At 63.7% G+C, this 15,502-nt stretch carries 7 protein-coding genes and 2 pseudogenes; 1 reads left to right on the forward strand and 8 read right to left on the reverse strand.

Annotated features, from left to right (window positions below; genetic code table 11):
- Nucleotides 1-37 precede the first annotated feature (37 nt).
- From bcsB to F6X42_RS03660, 5 genes and pseudogenes are all read right to left on the reverse strand, one after another.
- Nucleotides 38-2,362 (reverse strand): cellulose biosynthesis cyclic di-GMP-binding regulatory protein BcsB, encoded by a 2,325-nt coding sequence (gene bcsB / locus F6X42_RS03640; protein ID WP_187632895.1) that lies wholly within the window; start codon nt 2,360-2,362, stop codon nt 38-40.
- The gene (gene bcsA / locus F6X42_RS03645; protein ID WP_187632896.1) at nt 2,359-4,614 is read right to left on the reverse strand and encodes a UDP-forming cellulose synthase catalytic subunit; all 2,256 of its coding nucleotides are present in this window, start codon (nt 4,612-4,614) and stop codon (nt 2,359-2,361) included. Before bcsA ends, bcsB begins: the two co-directional genes overlap by 4 nt.
- A 103-nt stretch (nt 4,615-4,717) precedes the next feature.
- Nucleotides 4,718-5,140 (reverse strand): BcsR/BcsP family cellulose biosynthesis protein, encoded by a 423-nt coding sequence (gene bcsR / locus F6X42_RS03650; protein WP_187632897.1) that lies wholly within the window; start codon nt 5,138-5,140, stop codon nt 4,718-4,720.
- Nucleotides 5,141-5,538: 398 nt separating this feature from the next.
- Nucleotides 5,539-5,902 (reverse strand): annotated as a pseudogene (locus tag F6X42_RS43780) (hypothetical protein); the annotation flags it as partial.
- Between the two features lie 117 nt (nt 5,903-6,019).
- Nucleotides 6,020-6,348 (reverse strand): annotated as a pseudogene (locus F6X42_RS03660) (IS5/IS1182 family transposase); the annotation flags it as partial.
- A gap of 306 nt (nt 6,349-6,654) precedes the next feature.
- Between F6X42_RS03660 and F6X42_RS03665 the strand changes: the two are divergent.
- On the forward strand, nt 6,655-6,816 hold the full coding sequence (locus F6X42_RS03665) for a DUF1328 domain-containing protein (RefSeq protein ID WP_085481861.1): 162 nt from the start codon (nt 6,655-6,657) through the stop codon (nt 6,814-6,816).
- A gap of 214 nt (nt 6,817-7,030) precedes the next feature.
- Here F6X42_RS03665 and rfbC read toward each other — a convergent pair whose 3' ends face one another.
- From rfbC to uvrA, 3 genes are all read right to left on the reverse strand, one after another.
- Nucleotides 7,031-7,582, reverse strand: coding sequence for a dTDP-4-dehydrorhamnose 3,5-epimerase (rfbC, locus tag F6X42_RS03670; RefSeq protein ID WP_187632899.1), 552 nt, complete (start codon nt 7,580-7,582; stop codon nt 7,031-7,033).
- A 119-nt stretch (nt 7,583-7,701) separates the two neighbouring features.
- Nucleotides 7,702-8,694, reverse strand: a complete 993-nt coding sequence (locus tag F6X42_RS03675; RefSeq protein ID WP_187632900.1) for a GlxA family transcriptional regulator — start codon at nt 8,692-8,694, stop codon at nt 7,702-7,704.
- Nucleotides 8,695-9,389: 695 nt separating this feature from the next.
- Nucleotides 9,390-15,335 carry an excinuclease ABC subunit UvrA gene (uvrA, locus tag F6X42_RS03680; RefSeq protein ID WP_187632901.1) on the reverse strand — a complete coding sequence of 1,982 codons (5,946 nt, stop codon included), beginning with the start codon at nt 15,333-15,335 and terminating at the stop codon, nt 9,390-9,392.
- Nucleotides 15,336-15,502 lie beyond the last annotated feature (167 nt).

Genomic DNA, 15,502 nt, shown 5'->3' on the forward strand with positions numbered 1-15,502 from the left:
ACGCGCAAGGCGTGCCCGCGAGATGTCAGGCCGTCTTCTAAACATGAGAACCTCTTCGTCCTTCTTCACGTTGCGATGTCTGGGGAATATCCAGGTCTAATCGATTCAGGGCACGCCGGTGCAAAAACACGCCGCCGAGCAAACCTATGAGCACGACGCTGGCGAGTGTCGCCACGAGCAGCAGCAGGATGTGGCTCGCGAAGAACCATTCGAGCGCGAGCCTGGGCGGCAAGGATCCGATGAAATAGCTTCGATCGTTGCTCAGCGTGGTGAGCGTGCCGTCATGCACGACCACGAGGCTGCCACTGATCTTGTCGTCCGGACGCTTGCTGATGAGGTAGCGGTTGGCTTGCAGCACGTCCACGACAGCGTCGAGACCGTCCGGCGTATTGCCCGATACGACCACCGCGCTGCGGCCGCGAGCTAGCGGCGACTCGAGTCCCGCCAACATGCCGTCATGGTCGTCGCTGCTATACAGTGCGGCGATGGCGGCCTCGCGTTCAGCCTGCGCATGCCCACCCGTCAGCTTTTCCCACCACGCGGCGATCCAGCGGTCCGATGAAGCAACCGGAGCGAAGAAGCCGCGCGGCAGATCATCACGCCATGCTTTGAGCAAGGGCTGGTTATCGCCCGACGCCAGCACGAGCAGGTCCTTGCGACGCAGCGCGTCAACCTGCGCCGGATCGCCCACTGTCACGCCCAGCACCGGATAACCCGTGGTTTGACCCATGCTGCCCATCAGCGTCAGGTAAGCGGAATAGTCGCCGGCGACCGGCTGTGCGGGCAGGATCACCGCCGTCCCGGACAGATCGGCCATCCGCGTGAACGGAAAGCCTGCGTCTGCGAAGGCGCGCAGATCCGGCATGGCTGCGTAACGCGGCAGTTGGGAAATGTCGATCGTCGAAGTCGGATCGATGGCGCTCAGGAGCGGGCCGCCGGGCACATCCTCGACGTGGTCTTTCGGCGCCACGGACTCGTAGCGATAGTCGAATTGCAGCGTCGTCAACGACGGCAGCAGATAGGTCGGAACGCGTATCACCGCATAACCGTCCGACGCGTCGCCTGTCAGCGGCAAGGTCTGCAGGGGCGTGTTGCCGGCCAGCACACCGAGCTCCGAGCGCGTTGACTCCGGACGGGCCGTATAACGGTAATGCAGGTTCAGCACCGCGCCGCCGTTGTCAAAACCGAACAGACCCGGCGGCAGACGCAGGTCCACATTGATCGCCCCAGGGCGAAAGCCCTGCACCGTCAAGCGGTCCGCCGATAGCATCTCGCCCAACTGCACCGGGCGGTCACCGGGCAGCCAGTTGGGTGCGTCATAAGGCTTGCGCGGCACCACGGAAACCGGGGCGTCGATCTTGACCCGAGAGCCCGACAGCGTCTTCGCGCCAAGCACCAGCGCGGTCGCGGCCTCGCGGATCTGCGCGTCGTTGCGGCCCATGACCAGCAGCAGCTTGCCGTTAGCGTCATTGGGGTTGGGCACGATGGCCAGCATCGGCCCTTCCACCGCAGGCAGGGTCAAGCCCGGCACCTCGCCCGGCAGCGCGAGCACCACCGCATGTCCATGCGCGGGTATCGCACCCAGGCTCGCGGAGAAGTGCGCACCGCGATAGCCCGCCTGCGCACCCAGCCACGAGGTCACGATACCGGCCGATTCGAGGAGCTGCGCGCGAGGCGCTTGCGGCAGCACGACGGGCAGGTCCACCCTGCGCACATCGCGCACGTCGAGGAACGGCGCGGGCAGTTGCGACAGGTCACTGGACAGGGTCGCCGGAACCACGGTCAGTTCCAGCGCACTGTCCGGCCCGGGCTTCAGCCACAGGTCGGAACTCAGCGGATTGTTGCCCTGATCGCTCGCCTTGCTATGCGCGATCAACTCGAGGGTGAGCTGGTTGAACCCGGACAGCAGCGACACCGGCAGATCCACACTGATATGCGCCGGCGTCCGCGGTGCCGGTTCGGGCAACGCTACGGTCGCCCCCACAACGCTGTTGAGCAACACATTGAGATGCGAGAGCGTAGGCAGCAATGTGGACGAGTAACTGTAGTCCAGCACGAGCCGCGCGCTGACCACGCGCTCGTCGCGGCGCAAACCGAAGTTCATGCCCGCATAGGCATCCTCGCCGAGCAAGGTCAATCCCTGCTCCGCGTTTTGCCGCAACAGCGGGATCCGGTAGGTATACGCGTCGGCCGGCGCCGCCGCGCTGAGTTCCGGGTGCGGGCTTTGCCGCACGGCATCGACCGGGACAGCCGACGCGGCCAGCACGTCGCCCGCTCCGAGCAACAGGACCGAACACAACACCGCGCCCAACCGGCGCGCGCTCGTCAAGGAGCGCAAAAGCGACAGGTAGCCGACCCTCACGATTGCTTTGTTCCCAAGTCGCTTGCCGGGTCTGCGGGCGAACGGCCAAGGCGCTCACGCCCACCCAGGAACAGATGCCGGAACAACTCCCCGAAGCCGCGCATGCCGATGCCGAGCACCTCAAACAGGCTTCGCAGCGGCCTGTCGGGACGATATCTGCCCCATGAGGCGATCCAGCTGTCGGCGCGCGAAAACGTCGCCCCTATCCAGGCGCGCTCCTGAGCGATCGTCAGGGTCGGAAAACTCACGCCGATGGTGCGTCCGCGGCACACCTGCACTTCGGCCGGGAAAACGTCCTCGTAGTCGTCGCGCAACACCGCCACCGTGATGCGATCGCCGTGCTCCGGCAACGGTGCACCCTCAGGCAGCACCAGCCCCAGACCACCGTGCGAATAGTCGCTGGTCTGACAGTCGATGCGAGTTCCGTCGGCGTGAATCACGGCGGCCGGCAGTTCGATCTGGACCCGCGGAGCGAGACGCAACTGTCTCGATTCGCTCGCTACGCCCGCGGCCGCGCTGAGGTTCATGATGTTGTAGGTTACCCATACCAGGTTGAACAGAATGCTCGTCGCTTCGGGCCAGCCCGGACTGCGGATCAGACCTGCGACACCCACCATGAATCCGGTCAGATTGATGAGCAGCAGAACGATGTAGGGCCGGGCCATCGCCCAGTCCAGGAAGGACTGACGGATCACACCGCCCTTGGACGTCACGTTGAAGCCTTTGCTGCCTGGAAAGAGTACGGCTTGCAACGCGGGCAGAATCACGTACCAGGCCAGTACCGTTTCATAGACTTCGCTCCAGAATGAATGTCGGAAACGCCCTTGAATGCGCGAGGCGCCGACGCTCGAAATGACGAGGTGCGGCACGACATAGGCCAGCACCATCAGTGCGGAAGCATGAAAGACTTGCGCGCCAAAGAACAGATACGCCATCGGTGTGATCAGAAACACGATGCGCGGCAAGCCGAAGAAAAAGTGCATCATCGCGCTCAGGTAACACAGACGCTGTGGCAGTGTTAGCCCTGCGATCAACAGCGGGTTGAAGCGACGGAATATTTCCGCCATGCCTCGTGCCCAGCGTATGCGCTGGCCGACGTGACGCCCCAGACTCTCGGTGGCGAGACCCGCTGCCTGAGGGATGGCGAGATAGGCCGTGTTGTAACCCCTCATGCTCATCTTGAGCGCGGTGAGCGCATCTTCCGTGACACTTTCCGTCGCCACGCCGCCTACATCCTCGAGCGCCGAACGCCGCAGCACCGCGCAGGAACCGCAGAAAAAGGCGGCATTCCACAAGTCGTTGCCGTTTTGCAGCACGCCGTAAAACAGGTCGCCCTCGTTGGGCACCTTGCGGAAGGTTTCGAGGTTGCGCTCGAACGGATCGGGCGAGTAGAAGACGTGCGGCGTCTGCACCATGGCCATCTTCGGATCTTTCAGGAACCAACCCATGCAGACCTGCAGGAACGAGCGCGTGGTGACGTGATCGCAGTCGAACACTGCGATGTACTCGCCGCTCGTCCTGGAGAGTGCCGCGTTGAGATTGCCTGCTTTGGCATGCGCGTTGTCCGGCCGGGTCAGATAATCCACGCCAGCCTGCTCGCAGAATTGCCGGAATTCGTCACGACGGCCGTCGTCCAGCACATACACGCGCAGCTTGTCGGCCGGCCAGTCGAGCAGCGTGGCGGCCAGCACCGACTGCCGCACGACCTGAAGCGGCTCATTGAACGTGGGAATGTACACATCCACCGTCGGCCATGCCGAGCTATCGGCCGGCAATCGCGCAGGCCGGCGATGCAGAGGCCAGAGCGTCTGAAAGTAGCTGCACAACAGCATGAGCACCGCATACCCTTCGGCCAGCAGCAGAAGGCAGCCAAAGGTCATGTCGAGCGAGGTGGTAAAGGACAGCGTCTGCGTCAGGCGCCAGTACAGGTAGCGCAAGGACATAAACACCGACAACGCCACCATGGACACCGTGATGATCCTGCCGCGAATGCGGTTCAGCAGAATCGCGACGACCATGCAAAGGATGCCAAACGTCCATTGCTTCGACACGGCCAGATTGACCGTCATGGCAGAAGTGAACAACAGCGCGGCCAATAGCGTCACTGCCAGCCGCAGCCAGTTCGACGCCCATAGCGGTGTCCCCGCTTCCAGAAGTTTGTGGTCCCAACCTCCGGCATCGTCACTCTGGTCCGTGTTGCGCGTTTGCCGCCGCTGCTCCGTCTTGCTCAGCCTACGTTTGATCTGTGCCATGGAAAGGTCTTCTAGCGCGTGCGCCGGTTCGGCACGACGCGCAGGTTCGCGGCTACCGTGGTTTTAACCAGGCCGTCATTGACGGAAAAGACTGTGACGAAGTTCATGACGTCTGGCGTTGCGGAACACCTTCTTGAGGCTCACTCCGTTCCCGCAGGCGCGCAAACACGGCGCGCAGAGAGTCCGGCTGTTGAGGAGCGGTGACAGGTTCGGGATTGAACTGAAGGACCGGCTGTTCGGGGGCGGCTTGCAATACCGGAAGAGATCCGGACACCGCAGCGGGGACGGCTGGCGCAATCAGCTGCGGCGGCGCAGCGGGTGCCACTTCAGTCACATCGGCGGGAAGAACGGCTTCAGCCTCGCGAGCCGAGTGGTCCCGGGTCGTGTCCCCTGGCGACGACGTGGTCTGCATGGACCAACGCCCACGCGAACCTTGCACCTGCTCTTTTCTTTCTATTTCTTGATAATGCGACGGGCTCACGCCCAACATCTGGAAGAGATTCGAAATGTCTGATGCACTGCTCATGCGCCATCCCCGTCGAACTGGCCATATTATTTGTTGCAGATTGCGCCGCGTACCGCCCGGGCAATCTGCTGTAATTTTTACTTACCGAATAAGGAAACCATTATTTCCGTTACATCATTGCGTCCGCCATAAATAATTCCCAAATCGTGAGGCGGCACCGTTGATACACCCGCCCTTTAGAGACCTCTTCAGGAGGGCCGCGCCCAGGTCTTATTTTTCAGCCAAGGCGACCGAGGGCCGCGCCGCTGCGGTACGAGCGTGTAACTCATGAGATACCCTTGGGCTCAGGATGAGCGGCGCGTATTGTACAGCGGAACTTAATACGTGGCCCCAAATAACTCCAATCTATATATCGGCTATTCCAGAGCAAAGTTAAGCGTTTAAAATGTTAAATATTGTCAGTCAAACGTTTGCTTTTTATTGGGCGTCCGATTATTCCCGAATTTGCGCTGGGAATCGGTTTTGAAAAGCGCGCCGTGGTGTTGCTGTCGGTAAATCCGCATCGATGGATACCACGGACTGTCGTCGCGCCCGAGCATCCACACCCAACGCGGGTTGACGTCGAGCAGCAGCCGTGTCGGCACACCGGGCGCGCCCGACAGATGAGCAACCGACGTGCATACGGTAATGACCAGATCGAGATTGCCGACGAGCGTCGCAGACTCGTCGAACGACTTCAGCTCTTTCGTGCAGTCGACAAACATCCAGTCCGTCGGACGCCATCGTCGCAAGCTCTTTCTCGCCGTCGACCTGCAGGCTATAGAGTCACCCCTGAACAATTCGTTTCTCGTATCGCCAACGTCAGGTCATCAGGTCGGCGGCGATCTTGTGGTTGAATAGCGCAGCAAGGATGAAGACACAAAGAAGCCACAGCTCGGCATACGGATTGCCCGGCATCGAGCGCATGCCGACCACCAGGCCCTCCTTGTGCGTTGTCGTGATCGACACTTTCACGCCGAACTCGTAGGGAGTGCGAGCCTTGCCCTTCGCCAGACACTCGACTTCCGGGCGTGCAGCGCACAGAGCTTTTTTTGTCCTTCTGCTTTTGCGCCAGGATGCGTTTCGTGCCGCCAATCAGCTCCATCAAGGCAGCACGGTCTGAGTCGGCCACCTGGGCCACCTGTCGCTCCACATCACGCATGACCCGGCCAACGTGCGAGCGTAACGTGCGCAACGCTTTTCTCATGTTTGTACTGCTTCGCATGTGCGCTGACGTGGGGCCTGTTGTGCGGGCCGCTTACGTATCGCTGGCTGGGTGGGTGACGCGCAACGGGTTCTACGTTGTCCGCACCATGGTTGGCATGGTTGCGCGCCCAGGGGTGCAAACGTTAGCGCGGGTTCAACGGCTATTTCGCTTGCCGCGAGGCAGCCCTTCCGCAAACGTTGGCGGCAATCAAGCGATGGCACATCTATTGCTGAATTCCGCTCGCCGGCATCTCACCCGTGAAGCCGCGTGACGTACGCAACGGGGCGCCGTTCAAACGTCGTTTCAACAATCCACCGGTGGAGGCACCATGCTTCGTTACGCTGTGATTTTCTTCATCATCGCCATCATCGCCGCCGTGTTCGGCTTTGGAGGTATTGCCGCGGGCGCAACCGAAATCGCCAAGGTGTTGTTCTTCATCTTCGTGGTGATTTTCCTCGTCACCCTGCTGATGGGCGTGATCCGACGCTGACGGTGGAATACAGCGTTCGGTGAATTCACGCCTCGCCCGATGCGAACCGGCGATGCTGAGTGGGTGCCGCGTTGATGTTTGCGCCGCTCATCTTCGCCGTTGCAATACTTGCCGCGGCAAATTGCAATAGTTGCCGACGCATCGGGCGCTTCAATTTTTCTTCCGATTATCTTCGTCATCCGAAGCATAAAGCGTCATCGTGCCGACGAGTCGTTCACGCGATGTTTTCCGCTTCGTACAGACGCCGGCCCGCCGCATCCTTGCTGCCGAGGATCGGCTGAAAGTCGATCGGCCACGCGATGCCAATGTCGGGATCGGACCACAGCAGGCAGCGCTCGAGTTCGGGAAACCAGTACTCGGTGGTCTTCCACACGCACTCGGCGACATCGGACAGCACGACGAAGCCGTGCGCGAAACCGGGCGGCACCCACATCTGCCGCTGGTTGGCTTCGCTCAGATACTCGCCGCTCCATTTGCCGAAGTTCGGTGAGGTGAGGCGCACGTCGACCGCGACGTCGAAGATCTCGCCGCGCACGACGCGCAGCAGCCGTCCCTGGGGTCGCTGCACCTGGTAGTGCAAGCCGCGCAGCACGCCGTGCACGGCGCGCAGATGGCGGTCCTGCACGAAGTTGAAACCTTGCGCGACGTCGTCCGCAAACTCGTCCGCGCTGAAACTCTCGAAGCAGAAGCCGAACTCGTCGACAAACACTTCCGGCTCGATGAGTTTCACCTCCGGCAATGCCATCGCCATGACCTTGTTGCCCATCGCCACTGTGCTCGTAAAAAGGCTGGCCAGCGAAGATGCGACCGCTGTTGCGGCCGCGTCCGACAGACGACGAGGCGCACCCGCCGCGCGGGCGCCCTATCGCATGCTAAATAGACATGCTACGCCTCAGTGGCCGCCCTGCTGCGGGCACGATACTCGGTTGGCGACAATGCCATGCGCTTGCGGAAGATTTTCGCGAGACGATCGCCGTTGCCGGTGCCGCTGCGGCGCGCGATCTTGTCGACCGGCAATTCGGTCTCGGTCAGGAAGTTGCACGCGATGCGCAGCCGCACCTGGAGCAGGTAGTCCGACGGCGTGACCTGCATCTCATGCTTGAAACGGCGCAGGAAATTGCGCTCGCTCATCGCAGCGACCTGCGCGGCATCGGCGACCGATACCGGACGGTCGCAGTTCGCCTCCATCCAGCGCGCGGCCGCGCGAATCTTTTCGGCGACGCTCAGCGTGCCGCCCTCGGCCGGCAGCGGCACCCACGTCGCGGCCATGCCGGGCATCACGCGATCGGCGACGCTGCGCGCGAGCTCGGCGCCCAGGTCGCGCTTGATGAACATCAGCGCGCTGCGGGCGCAGTCGTGACGGTCGTTGGCCGCGCTGAACGCGCCTTCGCTCGCGCTCGCGCCCGGATAGCGGCTCATCAGGCCATCATGCTCGGTCGGGCCGGCCGCTTCGAGCACGAGGCGTCCCTCGCCGATCGTTTCGATCGCGCGTGTGCGCGATTGCACGGTGCGCAGCCAGTTCAGCACTCGTTCGTCGCGCGCGGCCACGTGGGCGCCATAGCCGCCCGCGATGAACAACACGTCGAAACCGCCGCCAAAGCGCGTGTCGATGCGGTCGGTCCAGACGCGCGCCGATGACGAACTTGCGACATTGCCGCCGTCCATCGACAGAAACTGCACTTCGTACGGCGGATCTTCGCCGGCTCGCGCGCCCGCGAACTCATTGGCGGTCTGGAACATTTCCACGACGGTACCGGGGCCGAGCAGCCAGAAACCGTCGAACAGCAGAATGCCGATTCGCCGCGCTGCGGTACGGACGTTCAAGGCGGGCGTGTGCAGCCACGTAATTCTCGTTGTATCAAGGTGCATGTGCGGCATGATCTTTCCCCAAACGGTCATACGTTGTTGACCCCGATTTGCCCCGTAACCAGACGGAACGAGAGAATGCGTTATTACGGCGGAAAAGCAGACCCACGCCGCATAAAGGATTAAACGTGATGTTAGCGGAATGCATCGCTATAGTAAATTTGAAAAAAGGATTTCATCACGACGGCCTATGTCTGACGAAAACTTGTTATTGGGCAATTGATATGATCGCCTCGGCGGCGCGAGCAAATGTACAAGGCCGCGCGCGGAGCTTGTTGTTAGCTTACCGCACAGCCTTGATGGACGGCGCTTTCACGCATTCGGATCAAGCTTGCCGATAATGCGAAGCGCGGTGATTCCCGCGTCACCGAGTACGTTTCTTGCGCACTTCAAAAAATGTTTCAATTGTGAACTGCTTAACTCGCGATAACGCCCGCGCAATTCGGTATTTTATTCGCAAACCGTAAATTTATCGGCTTCGGCATTAGGCGTTTCCGTGGCCATTCGTTCCGGTGGGAAATTAATATCCAAATGCAGATATATCGTGCGTTCGAAAATGTTTCTTTATTGAAACATCGTCGGGCGCTTTCGTATGATTTGAAAGCGCTCATGCGCGGTGTTGGTCGAGCCTCGGATGATCGGACGCAATGCAGCAATCGCGAGGCGCTGCCGTTGCAACCTCTGCGGTTGCAACGGCACACGTCATCTCAGCCGTTCGTCCCTTCGCCGGCCAGCGTCGCCTTAGCCGCGGTGCGCGCGAGCACCGGACGCAAAGCCGCGCCCGTGTGACTCGCGCTCACGCGCGCCAGGCTTTCCGGATCCGTTGCCGCAACGATCGTACCGCCGCCTACGCCGCCCTCCGGACCGAGGTCGATGATCCAGTCGGCCTCGGCGATCACGTCGAGGTCGTGCTCGATGACGACGACGCTATGCCCGCCATCCACCAGCCGATGCAGCACGCGAATCAGCTTCGCGACGTCCGCCATATGCAGTCCGACCGTCGGCTCGTCGAGCACGTACAGCGTGTGCGGTGGCTTCTGGCCCCGCCGCGTGATGTCGTCGCGCACCTTGCTTAGCTCCGTGACGAGCTTGATGCGCTGCGCCTCGCCGCCCGACAGCGTCGGCGACGGCTGGCCGAGCGTCAGATAGCCGAGCCCGACGTCCTTCATCAGTTGCAGCGGATGTCCGATGTTCGTGATCGACGCGAAGAATTCGACCGCTTCGTCGATTTCCATGGTCAGCACGTCGCCGATATTCTTGCCGCGCCACGTCACCGCGAGCGTCTCCGGATTGAAGCGCTGGCCGTGGCACACGTCGCACGGCACCTTCACGTCGGGCAGGAAGCTCATGCCGATCGTGCGCACGCCCTGGCCCTCGCACGCGGGGCAGCGACCCTCGCCGGTGTTGAACGAGAAACGCGACGCGGTATAGCCGCGCGCGCGCGCCTCCAGCGTGCCCGCGAACAGCTTGCGGATCGCATCCCACACGCCGATGTAGGTGGCGGGACAGGAACGCGGCGTCTTGCCGATCGGCGTCTGATCGACTTCGAGCACGCGGTCGATGCTCTCCCAGCCGGTCACCGAATCGCAGCCCTGCCACGTATGCGTGACGTTCAGCGGCGCGCGCGGCGCCGAGCGCGCGAGCACGCTCGAGCGCCGGTTCGCGGCTGGCTTCTCCTCAGCGGCCGCGCGCGCGCGGCGGGTGGCCGGCGACGACAGCACCGAGCGCCCGACCGCATCGAGCAGATTGGTCATCAACACGTCGCGGGCGAGCGTCGATTTGCCGGAACCGCTGACGCCCGTCACCGCGACGAGCCGCGCGAGCGGAATGCCGACCGTCACGTCGCGCAGATTGTGCAGCTTGCCGCCATGCACGGTCAGCCAGTTCTCCGGCACCGCGACGGCGCGCTTGCCCGGCGCGACCACCTCGCGACGCGGCTGCAGCGGGTGCACGATAGGCTGCGCGAGGAAGCGCCCGGTCAGCGACTCGGGCTGCGCGGACAGGTCCGCGACGCTGCCCTGCGCGATCAGCGTGCCGCCGCGCTTGCCCGCGCCCGGCCCGATATCGATGATGTGATCGGCGCGCCGGATCGTATCTTCGTCATGCTCGACGACGACGAGCGTATTGCCCTTGTCGCCGAGCTTGCGCAGCGCGTTCAGCAGGATCTGGTTGTCGCGCGGATGCAGACCGATGGTCGGCTCGTCGAGCACGTAGCACACGCCCTGCAGGTTGCTGCCCAGCTGCGCGGCCAGCCGGATGCGCTGTGCTTCGCCTCCCGACAAACTCGGCGCGGCGCGATCGAGGCTCAGATAGCCGAGCCCGACTTCTTCGAGGAACTGCAGCCGGCTGCCGATTTCACTGACCACGTCGCGCGCGATTTCGGCGTCGCGGCCCGTCATGTGCAGCTTATCGATCCACGCGCGCGTGTCGGACACGGTCCATTGCGCGACATCGACGATCGCCTGCGAGTCGAACGTGACCGCGCGCGCGACCGGATTCAGACGCGTGCCGGTGCAATCCGGGCACGGCTCGTCGACGAGCCCTTCCGGTTCCTGCTCCTCCGACGGCAAGCTCTGCTCACGACCGCGATTGTCGTCGACGACGATCGTGTCGTCGTACGCGGCGCGCTGCTCGCGCGTCAGCGACAACCCGGTGCCGACGCAGCTCGTGCACCAGCCATGCTTGCTGTTGTACGAGAACATGCGCGGATCGAGTTCGGGGTAGCTGGTGCCGCACACCGGACACGCGCGCTTCGTCGACAACACCTTCACGTCGCCGAGCTTCGCGGTGGACTGACCACCGTTGATCGCGTCGTGCAGGCCGTCGAGCGGCGCGAGCAGATGCATGATGCCTTTACCGATGTCGAGCGTCTGATCGAGCGCTTCACGCAGTTCCGCTTCATGATCGGCCGAGATGACGAGGTCCGCGACCGGCAGCTCGATCGTGTGCTCGCGGAAGCGGTCGAGCTTCGGCCAAGGATCGACCGGCACGAACTCGCCGTCCACACGCAGATGCGTATTGCCGCGCGCTTTTGCCCATTTCGCGAGGTCCGTGTAGACGCCCTTGCGGTTCACGACGAGCGGCGCGAGAAAGCCGACATGCTGGCCCTTGTGATCGCGCAGCAACTGCGCCGCAATCGATTCGGCGCTCTGCGACGTGACCGGCGTGCCGTCGTGAATGCAATGCTGCAAGCCGAGCTTCACGTACAACAGACGCAGGAAGTGCCACACCTCCGAGGTCGTCGCGACGGTACTCTTGCGGCCGCCGCGCGACAACCGCTGCTCGATCGCGACGGTCGGCGGAATGCCGTACACCGCGTCGACTTCGGGCCGGCCGGCTGGCTGCACGATCGAGCGCGCATACGCGTTCAACGATTCGAGGTAGCGCCGCTGACCTTCATGAAACAGGATGTCGAACGCGAGCGTCGATTTGCCCGAGCCCGACACGCCGGTGATCACGTTGAACTTGCCGTGCGGAATGTCGACGTCGAGCGCCTTCAGATTGTGCTCGCGCGCGTTGACGATGCGCACCACGTCCTCGCCTTCGATCGCGCGGCGTGCGCGGGCCGCGCTCAATGCCCTCTGCAGCGGGATGCCCTGCTGCGCTTCGGTCGCGGTGTCCATCGCGCGGTCGTAGTGCAACAGTGCCTGGCCGGTATGCGATTCGGCACACGCTTTGACTTCGTCCGGCGTGCCCGCGCACAACACGCGGCCACCGCCGTCGCCGCCTTCGGGACCGAGGTCGATGATCCAGTCGGCCGCGCGGATCACGTCGAGATTGTGCTCGATCACGATCAGCGAATGACCGCTCGCGAGCAGCTTGCCGAACGCCTGCATCAGCTTCGCGATGTCGTCGAAATGCAGACCGGTGGTCGGTTCGTCGAACATGAACAGACGCTTCGCGACCACCTGCTTCGCGCCGCGTGTGCCGCGCGCCTGCGCCGACTCCGCGAGAAAGCCGGCGAGCTTGAGCCGCTGCGCCTCGCCGCCCGACAGCGTCGGTACCGGCTGGCCGAGCTTCACGTATTCGAGCCCGACGTCGACGATCGGCTGCAGCACGCGCAATACTTCGGCGTCCTTCGCGAAGTACCCGGTGGCCTCGCTGACGGTCAACTCCAGCACGTCGGCGATGCTCAACGCGCGCGCGGACTCGCCTCGTTCGATCTTCACCTCGAGGATTTCCGCGCGATAACGACGCCCGTCGCAATCGGGGCAGCGCAGGTACACGTCGGAGAGGAACTGCATTTCGATGTGCTCGAAGCCCGAGCCGCCGCAGGTCGGGCAGCGGCCGTCGCCCGAGTTGAAGCTGAACATGCCGGGGCCGTAGCCGCGCTGCTGCGCGAGCGGCGCCTTCGCGAACAGCTTGCGGATTTCGTCGAACGCGCCGACGTAGCTGGCCGGATTCGAGCGCGCGGTCTTGCCGATCGGTGACTGGTCGACGAACACGACGTCGGTGACCTGATCGGCGCCATTCAGCGCGTTGAACGCGCCGGGTGCTTCGGTGGCGAGCCCGAAGTGGCGCGCCATTGCCGGATACAGCACGTCCTGCAGCAGCGTCGATTTGCCGGAACCCGACACGCCGGTCACGCAGACGAGCCGCTGCAACGGGATTTCCACCGTGACGTCGCGCAGATTGTGCTCGCTCGCGCCTTCGAGCACGATGCGCGGCGTGCTCGCGTCGACCGCGCGACGCGACCAATGCGCGGCATCCGCGACATGGCGCCGGCCGCCGAGGTACTCGCCGGTCAGCGTGCCGGTCGAACGGATCGCCTCGGGCGCGCCGTCGAAAATGATCGAGCCGCCGCGCTCGCCGGGCCCCGGCCCCATGTCGATCAGCCGGTCCGCCGCGAGCATCACCGACGGATCGTGCTCGACCACGACGAGCGTATTGCCCGCGTCGCGCAGCCGGTGCATCGCCTCGACGATGCGGTTCAGGTCGCGCGGATGCAGACCGATGCTCGGCTCGTCGAGCACGAACAGCGTCTTGGTCAGCGACGTGCCGAGCGCCGTGGTCAGGTTGATGCGCTGCACCTCGCCGCCCGACAGCGTGCGGCTTTGCCGGTCGAGCGTCAGATAGCCGAGGCCGACGTCGCACAGATACTTGAGGCGCGTGCGCACCTCGGCGAGCAGCAGCTTCAGCGCGTCGTCGAGCAACGCGCTCGGCAGCGTGATGTCGTCGAAGAAACGGCGGATGCGCTCGATCGGCATCAGCATCAGGTCATGCACGGTCAGGCCCGGCAACGCTTCGAGCTGCGCGCGCGACCACTGAACGCCGCGCGGCATGAAGCGTTGCGCGGGCGCCAGCACCTGGTTCGCGTTGGCCTTGCTGCCGAGGCGCCACAGCAGCGATTCGGTTTTCAGGCGCGCGCCGCCGCAGGTTTCGCACGGCGTATAGCTGCGGTACTTCGACAGAAGCACGCGGATATGCATCTTGTACGCCTTCGATTCGAGATAGTCGAAGAAGCGTTTGACGCCGTACCAATGCGCCTGCCACTTGCCGTTCCAGTCCGGCGAGCCGTTGATGACCCAGCCGCGCTCGCGTTCGCTCAGCTCGCCCCACGGTGTGTCGCGGCGGATGTCGGCTTTCGCCGCATAGCGCATCAGGTCGTCCTGGCACTCCTTCCACGCGGGCGTCTGCATCGGCTTGACCGCGCCTTCGCGCAGCGTCTTGCGGGCGTCCGGAATCACGAGACCGAGGTCGACGCCGATCACGCGGCCGAAGCCGCGGCAGGCGTCGCACGCGCCATAGGCCGAGTTGAACGAGAACAGCGCGGGCTGCGGGTCGGCATAGCGCAGATCGCTTTCGGGGCTGTGCAGACCGGTGGAGAAGCGCCAGATGCGCGGCTCGGTGCCTTCGGTCTGCGCTTCGTCCGACGCGGCCGGCAGCACGTAAATGTTGACGCGCCCGCCGCCGCGCTTCAGCGATGCCTCGATTGCCTCGATCGCGCGCGCTTTGTCGACCGAGCGCAGCCGGAAGCGATCGGCGACGACGTCGAGCAGCTTGCGCCTGCCGGTCGCCGAATCGACTTCGCGCTGCGCCTGCACGCGCGTATAGCCGCTCGCCGACAACCACTGCTCGACCTCCTGCTCGGACGCCGAGTCCGGCAGCTCGACCGGGAACGTGACGACGAGGCGGGGCTCCTGCAGCGCGGTGCGCTCGAGCAGTTCCGCGTAGATCGTCTCCGGCGTGTCGTGGCGCACCCGCTGAGCGGTCTGGCGGTCGAATAGCTCGGCCGCGCGTGCATATAGCAGCTTCAGATGGTCGTTGAGCTCAGTCATCGTGCCGACCGTGGAGCGCGAGCTTCGCACCGGGTTGGTCTGGTCGATTGCGATGGCGGGCGGTACGCCGTCGACGCGGTCGACCTGCGGCCGGTCCATCCGGTCGAGGAACTGGCGCGCGTACGCACTAAAAGTTTCGACGTAGCGGCGCTGGCCTTCCGCATACAGCGTGTCGAACACGAGGCTCGACTTGCCCGAGCCCGACGGCCCCGTGACGACCGTCATTTCGCCGGTGCGCACGTCGAGATCGACGTTTTTCAGGTTGTGCTGGCGCGCGCCGCGAATGCGGATCGTGCCCTGGATCCTGTTGCTGCTCGGGTTGCCGCTTTGGGGGGTGTGAGCGAGGGTGTCTGGGGTTGCGTCGTTGGAGGACAATTTTTCCGACCGTGTGAAGGAGTGGGTCACCTCTGACGGCCGGCTCTCGCGACCGCGCAAGTTCGGTGCAGCCGGCACGGCGCGAAGGGCGCCCGGAAGCCTGGCTGTAGGGGGATACTATACTGTATGTTTATACAGTTTTCCATGACGGGCTCGTGCCGCGATGA

It is taken from the genome of Paraburkholderia podalyriae, from assembly GCF_014397785.1.
GTDB classification, from domain to species: domain Bacteria; phylum Pseudomonadota; class Gammaproteobacteria; order Burkholderiales; family Burkholderiaceae; genus Paraburkholderia; species Paraburkholderia podalyriae.

Coding starts and splice junctions, on each gene's coding strand:
- bcsA (WP_187632896.1), bottom strand. CDS start 4,614: ATGGCACAGATCAAACGTAGGCTGAGCAAGACGGAGCAGCGGCGGCAA.
- bcsR (WP_187632897.1), bottom strand. CDS start 5,140: ATGAGCAGTGCATCAGACATTTCGAATCTCTTCCAGATGTTGGGCGTG.
- F6X42_RS03665 (WP_085481861.1), top strand. CDS start 6,655: ATGCTTCGTTACGCTGTGATTTTCTTCATCATCGCCATCATCGCCGCC.
- rfbC (WP_187632899.1), bottom strand. CDS start 7,582: ATGGGCAACAAGGTCATGGCGATGGCATTGCCGGAGGTGAAACTCATC.
- F6X42_RS03675 (WP_187632900.1), bottom strand. CDS start 8,694: ATGCCGCACATGCACCTTGATACAACGAGAATTACGTGGCTGCACACG.